8 protein-coding genes are annotated in these 8,674 nt (G+C 71.9%); 4 read left to right on the top strand and 4 right to left on the bottom strand.

Features of this window, described 5'->3' with window-relative positions:
- Window positions 1–61: 61 nt before the first annotated feature.
- From tyrS to ABZV94_RS28980, 3 genes are read right to left on the bottom strand one after another with little or no spacing between them, the layout of a single operon-like run.
- Window positions 62–1,330 carry a tyrosine--tRNA ligase gene (gene tyrS / locus ABZV94_RS28990; protein ID WP_356345438.1) on the bottom strand — a complete coding sequence of 423 codons (1,269 nt, stop codon included), beginning with the start codon at window positions 1,328–1,330 and terminating at the stop codon, window positions 62–64.
- Between the two features lie 56 nt (window positions 1,331–1,386).
- Window positions 1,387–2,781 carry a metallopeptidase TldD-related protein gene (locus tag ABZV94_RS28985; RefSeq protein WP_356345436.1) on the bottom strand — a complete coding sequence of 465 codons (1,395 nt, stop codon included), beginning with the start codon at window positions 2,779–2,781 and terminating at the stop codon, window positions 1,387–1,389.
- A complete protein-coding gene (locus ABZV94_RS28980; protein ID WP_356345434.1) occupies window positions 2,778–4,301 on the bottom strand; it encodes a TldD/PmbA family protein in 1,524 nt (507 codons plus the stop codon). Before ABZV94_RS28980 ends, ABZV94_RS28985 begins: the two co-directional genes overlap by 4 nt.
- 240 nt (window positions 4,302–4,541) lie before the next feature.
- Here ABZV94_RS28980 and fabG point away from each other — a divergent pair, with 240 nt between their 5' ends.
- The 3 genes from fabG to ABZV94_RS28965 all read left to right on the top strand — a co-directional run bounded on the left by fabG (window position 4,542) and on the right by ABZV94_RS28965 (window position 6,555).
- Window positions 4,542–5,246 carry a 3-oxoacyl-[acyl-carrier-protein] reductase gene (gene fabG, locus ABZV94_RS28975; RefSeq protein WP_356345431.1) on the top strand — a complete coding sequence of 235 codons (705 nt, stop codon included), beginning with the start codon at window positions 4,542–4,544 and terminating at the stop codon, window positions 5,244–5,246.
- A 5-nt stretch (window positions 5,247–5,251) separates the two neighbouring features.
- Window positions 5,252–6,019, top strand: coding sequence for an enoyl-ACP reductase FabI (gene fabI / locus ABZV94_RS28970; protein ID WP_356345429.1), 768 nt, complete (start codon window positions 5,252–5,254; stop codon window positions 6,017–6,019).
- Window positions 6,020–6,204: 185 nt separating this feature from the next.
- Window positions 6,205–6,555, top strand: a complete 351-nt coding sequence (locus ABZV94_RS28965) for a hypothetical protein (protein WP_356345427.1) — start codon at window positions 6,205–6,207, stop codon at window positions 6,553–6,555.
- On the opposite strand, the gene ABZV94_RS28960 is transcribed toward ABZV94_RS28965, so the two are convergent.
- Complete coding sequence (locus ABZV94_RS28960) at window positions 6,533–7,225, bottom strand: FadR/GntR family transcriptional regulator (RefSeq protein WP_356345425.1); 693 nt, start codon at window positions 7,223–7,225, stop codon at window positions 6,533–6,535. The genes ABZV94_RS28965 and ABZV94_RS28960 overlap by 23 nt on opposite strands.
- Before the next feature lie 88 nt (window positions 7,226–7,313).
- On the opposite strand from ABZV94_RS28960, the gene ABZV94_RS28955 reads away from it, so the two are divergent.
- Window positions 7,314–8,642, top strand: coding sequence for a CynX/NimT family MFS transporter (locus ABZV94_RS28955; protein ID WP_356345422.1), 1,329 nt, complete (start codon window positions 7,314–7,316; stop codon window positions 8,640–8,642).
- Window positions 8,643–8,674 lie beyond the last annotated feature (32 nt).

The following is an 8,674-nucleotide window of genomic DNA, read 5'->3' as shown; positions in this document are numbered from 1 at the left end:
CTGGGGCGCGGGCCACCCCGGCGAAGCCGCAGTCGCCCGCCGACCCGCGCGGCTACGACGCTCAGGCGCCCGCGACCTCCACGGCGGCCAGGTTCTTCTTCCCGCGCCGCAGCACCAGCCACCGCCCGTGAATGAGATCCCCGGCTGACGGCACCGCGTCCTCGGCGGTGACCTTCACGTTGTTCACGTAGGCCCCGCCCTCCTTCACGGTCCGCCGCGCGGCGGACTTGCTGGCGACCAGACCGACCTCGGCGAACAGGTCGGTCACCGGGGCCAGCTCGGTGACCTGGACGTGCGGCACCTCGGACAGCGCCGCCGCCAGCGTCCGCTCGTCCAGCTCCGCCAGATCGCCCTGCCCGAAGAGGGCGCGGGACGCGGCGATCACCGCGGCCGTCTGGTCGGCGCCGTGCACCAGCGTCGTCAGCTCCTCGGCGAGTGCCCGCTGCGCCGCCCGGGCCTGCGGACGCTCCTGCGTCTGCCGCTCCAGCTCCTCGATCTCCTCACGGGACCGGAAGCTGAAGATCCGCAGGAACTTCGAGACGTCCCGGTCGTCCGCGTTGATCCAGAACTGGTAGAACGCGTACGGCGTGGTCATCTCGGGGTCGAGCCACACCGTGCCGGACTCGGTCTTGCCGAACTTGGTGCCGTCCGCCTTGGTGATCAGCGGGGTGCCCAGGGCGTGCACCACGGCCTCCGGCTCGATCCGGTGGATCAGGTCCGTGCCCGAGGTGAGGTTGCCCCACTGGTCGCTGCCGCCGGTCTGCAGCGTGCAGCCGTGCCGCCGGTACAGCTCCAGGAAGTCCATGCCCTGGAGGATCTGGTAGCTGAACTCGGTGTAGCTGATGCCCGCGTCGGAGTTGAGCCGGCGCGAGACGGCCTCCTTGGCGATCATCTTGTTGACCCGGAAGTGCTTGCCGATGTCCCGCAGGAACTCGATGGCCGACAGGCCCTGGGTCCAGTCCAGGTTGTTGACCATCACCGCGGCGTTCGGCCCGTCGAAGTGGAGCAGCGGCTCGATCTGCGCCCGCAGCCGCTCCACCCAGCCGGCCACGACCTCCGGCGCGTTCAGCGTGCGCTCGGCCGTGGGCTTCGGGTCGCCGATGAGACCCGTGGCACCGCCGACCAGCGCCAGCGGACGGTTTCCCGCCTCCTGGATGCGGCGCATCGTCAGGATCTGCACGAGGTTGCCCAGGTGCAGGCTGGGCGCGGTCGGGTCGAAGCCGCAATAGAACGTGACGGGGCCGTCCGCGAACGCCTTGCGCAGTGCGTCCTCGTCCGTGGAGAGGGCGATGAGCCCCCGCCACTTCAGGTCGTCGACGATGTCCGTCACGGTTCTCGTGTCTCCTTGGTGATCTTCGGACTGTCCGGTGACAGCCGACTACGAGGTTATACGCCCTGGCTGACCGAGCTCATGTTGAAATCGGGGATGCGCAGCGCGGGCATGGCGGCCCGCGTGAACCAGTCGCTCCACTCGCGCGGCAGCGTCTTCTCCGTCCGCCCGGCCTCCGTGGCCCGGCCCAGCAGGCTCACCGGGGACTCGTTGAACCGGAAGTTGTTCACCTGCCCGGTCACCTCGCCGTTCTCCACGAGGTAGACGCCGTCCCGGGTCAGGCCCGTCAGCAGCAGCGTCGCCGGGTCGACCTCGCGGATGTACCACAGGCAGGTCAGCAGCAGTCCGCGCTCGGTGCCCGCGACCATCTCCGGAAGGGACCGGTCGTCGCCGCCGTCCAGGATCAGGTTGCCCAGCACCGGCGCGACCGGCAGCCCGGTCAGGCCCGCGCTGTGCCGGGTGGTTGTCAGGTGCTTCAGCACCCCCTCGGAGATCCACTCGGTGGCGTGGGTCGGCAGACCGTTGTCGAAGACCGACTGGTCGCCGCCGGAGGAGTGCGCGACCACGAAGGGCGGGCACTCCAGGCCCGGCTCGTTCGGGTCGCTGCGCAGGTTCAGCGGCAGCTCGCTCAGCTTCTCGCCGACCCGCGTGCCCCCACCCGGCTTGGAGAACACCGTCCGGCCCTCGGCCGCGTCCCGGCCCGACGCCGACCACAGCTGGTAGATCAGCAGGTCCGCCACGGCGGTCGGCGGCAGCAGCGTCTCGTAGCGGCCCGCGGGCAGCTCCACGCGCCGCTCCGCCCAGCCGAGCCGTACGGCCAGCTCGGCGTCCAGGGCGCCCGGGTCGACGTCCTTGAAGTCCCGCGTGGACCGGCCCGCCCAGGCCGAGCGCGTACGGTCCGGGGACTTGGCGTTCAGCTCCAGCGTGCCGGTGGGCTGGTCGTGCCGCAGACGCAGCCCGGTGGACGTCCCCAGGTACGTCGAGACCAGCTCGTGGTTGGCGAAGCCGTACAGCTCCCGGCCGCCGGCACGCGCGCGTGCGAAGGCCTCGCCGAGCGCCGGCGCGAAGTCGGCGAACACGGCGGAGGAGGTCTCGGCGGGCGCGTCCGTGAAGTCCGGGGACTCCGGCACCCCGCCGACCAGCGGCTGCGCGTCCTCGGCGGGCCCGGCGCCGCGCGCGGCGGCCTCCGCCGCCCGCACCAGCGGCTCCAGCTCGTCGGCGGTGACCGCGGACCGGGACACCACACCGGAGGCGGTGCCCTGCGCGCCGTCCACGGTCGCGATCACGGTGAGCGTACGGCCCCGCGTCACGCCGTTGGTGGTCAGCGCGTTGCCCGCCCAGCGCAGGTTGGCGGTGGAGTGCTCGTCGGCGATGACGACGCAGCCGTCGGCCCGGGACAGCGCCAGCGCCTGCTCGACGACCTCGTGCGGCTTGTGGGTACGGGCGCTCATCGACCGGCCTCCTGCGTGGTGTTCAGAATGTTGACGCCCTTGAAGAGGGCGGACGGGCACCCGTGGGACACGGCCGCCACCTGGCCCGGCTGGGCCTTGCCGCAGTTGAAGGCGCCACCGAGGACGTAGGTCTGCGGCCCGCCCACGGCCGCCATCGAGCCCCAGAAGTCCGTGGTCGTGGCCTGGTAGGCGACGTCCTTCAGCTGCCCGGTGATCCGCCCGTTCTCGATCTTGAAGAAGCGCTGGCCGGTGAACTGGAAGTTGTAGCGCTGCATGTCGATCGACCAGGACCGGTCGCCGACGACGTAGATGCCCCGGTCGACACCGCCGATCAGGTCCTCGGTGGACAGCCCGGCCGGGTCCGGCTGGAGGGACACGTTGGCCATGCGCTGCACCGGCACATGCGCCGGCGAGTCGGCGAACGCGCACCCGTTGGACCGCTCGAACCCGGTCAGCCGGGCGATCCGCCGGTCCAGCTGGTAGCCGACCAGCGTGCCGTCCTTCACGAGGTCCCAGGACTGCCCGGCCACGCCCTCGTCGTCGTAGCCGATGGTCGCCAGGCCGTGCTCGGCGGTGCGGTCGCCGGTGACGTTCATCAGCTCGGAGCCGTACTTCAGCTTGCCCAGCTGGTCGAAGGTGGCGAAGGAGGTGCCGGCGTAGGCGGCCTCGTAGCCGAGGGCGCGGTCCAGCTCGGTGGCGTGGCCGATGGACTCGTGGATGGTCAGCCACAGGTTGGACGGGTCGACCACCAGGTCGTACAGGCCCGGCTCCACGCTCGGCGCCCGCATCTTCTCGGCGAGCAGCTCCGGGATCCGCTCCAGCTCGCCGTCCCAGTCCCAGCCGGTGCCGGTCAGGTACTCCCAGCCGCGCCCCACCGGCGGCGCGATGGTGCGCATGGAGTCGAACTCCCCGCTCGACTCGTCCACCGACACGGCCGTCAGCTGCGGGTTCAGCCGCACCCGCTGCTGGGTGGTCACGGTCCCGGCGGTGTCGGCGTAGAACTTGTTCTCGTGCACGACGAGCAGCGAGGCGTCCACGTGGTCGACGCCCGGTGCGGCCAGCAGCCGCGCGCTCCAGTCCGCGAGCAGCGCGGACTTCTCCTCGTCCGGTACCGAGAACGGGTCGATCTCGTACGACGAGATCCACGTCTTGTCGGCGTGCACCGGCTCGTCGGCCAACTCCACCCGCTCATCCGACCCGGCCGCCTCGATCACCTGCGCGGACAGCTTGGCCATGGCCACCGCCTGCGAGGCGACCCGGGCGGCGGCGTCCATGGTCAGGTCCACCCCGGAGGCGAAGCCCCACGTACCGCCGTGCACGACCCGCACCGCGTACCCGAGGTCGGTGGTGTCCGACGATCCGGCGGGCCTGGCGTCCCGCAGCCGCCAGGAGGCGCTGCGCACCCGCTCGAACCGGAAGTCCGCGTGCTCGGCCCCCAGCGCACGCGCGCGTGCGAGCGCGGCGTCGGCGAGGGCCCGTAGCGGAAGCGCCGTGAAGGCTTCGTCGATGGAATGAGGCACGGAGGTCTCCCTGCTGTCGTGGCCTGTCGGCTCCGATCATGTCGCGGGACCGGCCCGGCGGACCACACCTTTCCGTCCCCGGAACGACGCCTTCTGTAGGGATCCGACAGCGACACCCCCGCGCCACTGTCGGTGCCCGCTTGCCCGTGCGCGTGCCGGTACCGATAGGTTTTCGATGAAGCCGCCTGTCATCCAGCTGTTCGGGCGGATGTGTGCAACCGCTATCGAAAGGGTGATCCGTTGAGCCGCTCGGTTCTCGTCACCGGAGGCAACCGGGGCATCGGCCTCGCCATCGCCCGCGCATTCGCCGACGCCGGCGACAAGGTCGCGATCACATACCGCTCGGGTGAGCCGCCGGCCGGCTTCCTGGCCGTCAAGTGCGACATCACCGACCCCGAGCAGGTGGAGCAGGCCTACAAGGAGATCGAGGAGCAGCACGGTCCGGTCGAGGTCCTGATCGCCAACGCCGGCGTCACCAAGGACCAGCTCCTGATGCGCATGTCCGAGGAGGACTTCACCTCGGTCATCGACACCAACCTCACGGGCACCTTCCGTGTCGTCAAGCGCGCCAACCGCGGCATGCTGCGCGCCAAGAAGGGCCGCGTCGTCCTGATCTCCTCCGTGGTCGGCCTGCTCGGCTCGGCGGGTCAGGCCAACTACGCCGCGTCCAAGGCCGCCCTGGTCGGCTTCGCGCGTTCCCTCGCCCGGGAGCTGGGCTCGCGCAACATCACCTTCAACGTCGTCGCGCCCGGCTTCGTCGACACCGACATGACCAAGGTGCTCACCGACGAGCAGCGCCAGAGCATCGTCTCTCAGGTGCCGCTCGGCCGTTACGCGCAGCCCGAGGAGATCGCCGCGACGGTGCGGTTCCTCGCCTCGGACGACGCCTCGTACATCACTGGAGCCGTCATCCCGGTTGACGGCGGACTGGGAATGGGTCACTGATCACCATGAGCGGAATCCTCGAGGGCAAGCGCATCCTCATCACGGGCGTGCTGACGGAGTCCTCCATCGCCTTCCACGCTGCCAAGCTGGCCCAGGAGCAGGGCGCCGAGATCATCCTGACCGCGTTCCCGCGGCCCACCCTCACCGAGCGCATCGCCAAGAAGCTGCCGAAGCCCACCAAGGTCATCGAGCTCGACGTCACCAACGACGAGCACCTCGCCCGCCTGGCCGACGTGGTCGGCGAGGAGCTGGGCGGCCTGGACGGCGTCGTCCACTCCATCGGCTTCGCCCCGCAGGACGCGCTCGGCGGCAACTTCCTGAACACCCCGTTCGAGTCCGTCGCCACCGCCATGCACGTCTCGGCGTACTCCCTGAAGTCGCTCACGATGGCCTGCCTGCCGCTGATGCAGAACGGCGGCTCGGTCGTCGGCCTGACCTTCGACGCGCAGTTCGCCTGGCCGCAGTACGACTGGATGGGCCCGGCCAAGGCCGCCCTGGAGGCGACCAGCCGCTACATCGCCCGCGACCTGGGCAAGCAGAACATCCGCTGCAACCTCATCTCCGCGGGCCCGCTCGGCTCCATGGCCGCCAAGTCCATCCCGGGCTTCAGCGAGCTGGCCTCCGTGTGGGACACCCGCTCCCCGCTGGAGTGGGACCTGAAGGACCCGGAGCCGGCCGGCCGCGGCATCGTCGCCCTGCTGAGCGACTGGTTCCCGAAGACCACCGGCGAGATCATCCACGTCGACGGCGGTCTGCACGCCATCGGCGCCTGACCGTCGCGGGACCGCACCGACGCCCCGTTCCCCGCCACCGGCGCCGAACGGGGCGTCGCCCGTTCGGCGGGGCGGGGCGTCACCCTTCCGGCTCACCGGCCGGGCCGCCGCCGCGCGCACGGCGCACCCTGGATGAAGCCTTCCCCCGCTCGTCCCTCCGCCGTCCGGCCGAGGAGGTCCCCCTTGTGCGCCTGTCCCGCAGCCTGGCCCCGGTGACCGTGGCCCTCGCCCTCGTCCTGTCCCTGCCGTACGACGCGCTGCCCCACGCGCGCGTGAGCGACGGCAAGCCGCCCGCACCGAGCCGGTTCGGTGCCTCCTGCCGTACGTCCGTCCAGGGCTCCCACGTGGTGACCTACTGCCACAACCCCTATGTCGACACCGACCGTGTGCGGCTGCACATCGAGTGCGACCGCTGGTGGGACATCGACACCGACAGCGCCCCGGTGGACGCCGGGGCGGCGCTGACCGTACGGCTGTCCGGCCGGTGCTGGAAGGAAGTCCGCTCGGTGTGGATCAGCCACCAGAAGGTGCGCTGAACCGGCCCGGGTTGCACAGGAACGGATAGCTCGCGGCCTCCCTCGCCGCCGCCTCCGCGTCGCCCGCGCGGATCGCGTCCAGCAGGCGCGTGTGGTCCATGTACGTCTCGGGCGTCAGCCCCGCCCCGACGTCCGCGCGCAGCCAGTCCCTCAGCACCTCGCCCAGGTCGGCGTACATCGCGGTCATCACGTCGTTGTGGGAGGCGGCCACCACGGCCAGATGGAAGGTGGCGTCGGCCGTCACGAAGGCCTCCGTGTCGCCGCTCTCCCAGACCTCCTCGCGCCGGGCCAGCAGCGCGTCCAGCTGCTTGAGGTCCTTCTCGGTGCGCCGCTCGGCGGCGAGCTTCGCCGCCGCCGACTCCAGCGTGGAGCGCAGCTCGGCGATGTGCCGCGGGTCGGCGCCGGCGAACCGGCGGTGCATCACCCCGGCCAGCTCGCTGGTGGCCACCACGTACGTGCCCGAGCCCTGCCGGATGTCCAGCAGGCCGTTGTGGGCGAGTGCGCGGACGGCCTCGCGGACGGTGTTGCGGGCGACACCGAGCAGCTCGACCAGTTCCGGCTCGGTCGGGATGCGCGACCCGACCGGCCACTCGCCGGAGGTGATCTGGTTGCGCAGTTCGGCGATGACCTGTTCGGACAGCGCCGAACGGCGCGGGTGGCTCAAGGGCATGGCACACCTTCGCACGAGGGACCGGGGCGCGCGGGCCACGGGTACCGCGGGAGGGACAAGGATGGACAACCAATCATCCTATGATTCTATGATGGGCCTCATGGCTAGTGAGGAAACCCGGACAGTGGAGACCCGTACGGCGATGTCATCGACCGAACGCGGTACGGCCGACGCGCCGCGCGCCGAGGAGACGACGCCCGGCGCGGGCGGCACGCGCGCGTGGACGGTACGGCTGGTCGTCCTCGGCATCGTGCTCTCCGCGCTGAACCTCCGCCCGGCCATCACCAGCCTCGGCGCCCTCCTGGAGGAGGTCCGCGACGGGCTCGGCATGAGCGGCAGCGTGGCCGGACTGCTCACCTCCGTGCCCCCGCTGTGCTTCGCCGTGTTCGGCGTCACCGCGCCCCGCCTGGCCCGCCGCTTCGGACCGGCCGCCGTGGTGTGCGCCGGCATGGCCGCCATCACCGCGGGCCTGCTCGTACGGCCGTACGTCGGCGGCACCGCCGGATTCCTGGCCGCCAGCGCGCTCGCCCTCATGGGCATCGCCGTCAGCAACGTCCTGATGCCGGTCATCGTCAAGCGCTGGTTCCCCGACCGGGTCGGCTCCATGACCGGCCTGTACTCGATGGCCCTCGCCCTCGGCACCTCCGTCGCCGCCGCGGTGACCGTCCCCCTGACCGACGCCCTGGGCGGCGGCTGGCAGTCCGGCCTCGCCGTGTGGGCGGCCCTGGCCGCCGCCGCCGTCCTGCCCTGGCTGCCGCTCGTCCGCGACCGCGGCACCGCCGCCGACCGACGGCGCGGGCCCGCGCGCGGGACGGCGCGGCAGCACGCTCCGCTGCGCATCACCCGCAGCCGCACCGCCTGGGCACTCGCCGTCTTCTTCGGCCTCCAGGCCACCGCCGCCTACATCACCATGGGCTGGATGCCGCAGATCTTCCGCGACGCCGGCGTGCCCGCGGGCACCGCGGGCGTGCTGCTCGCCGTCACCATGGTGATGGGCGTACCGCTGGCCTTCGTCATCCCGAGGGTCGCCACCCGGCTGCCCCACCAGGGCCCGATCGTGCTGGTCCTGGGCGCCTGCGGTCTCGCCGGATACGCCGGGCTGTACCTCGCCCCGGCCGGCGGCGCCTGGGCCTGGGCCCTGCTGCTCGGCGTCTCCAACTGCGCCTTCCCGCTCGCGCTGACGATGGTCGGCATGCGGGCCCACAGCGGCGCCGGCGTGGCCCAGCTGTCCGCCTTCGCCCAGAGCACCGGTTATCTGATCTCCATCCCCGGCCCCCTGCTGGTCGGCGTGCTCTACCAGCACAGCGGCGGCTGGGGGCTGCCGCTCGCCCTCATGGCGGGCCTCATGGTGCCGCAGATGGTGGTGGGCTTCCTGGCGGGCCGCGACCGGACGGTGGAGGACGAGGCGGCGCGCTGACCGGCCCGGGTGCCCCGGCGCCGTGCTGCGGG

Source organism: Streptomyces sp. NPDC004658, from assembly GCF_040609555.1.
Lineage (GTDB): Bacteria > Actinomycetota > Actinomycetes > Streptomycetales > Streptomycetaceae > Streptomyces.
This window is presented reverse-complemented; position numbering and strand designations above follow the sequence as displayed.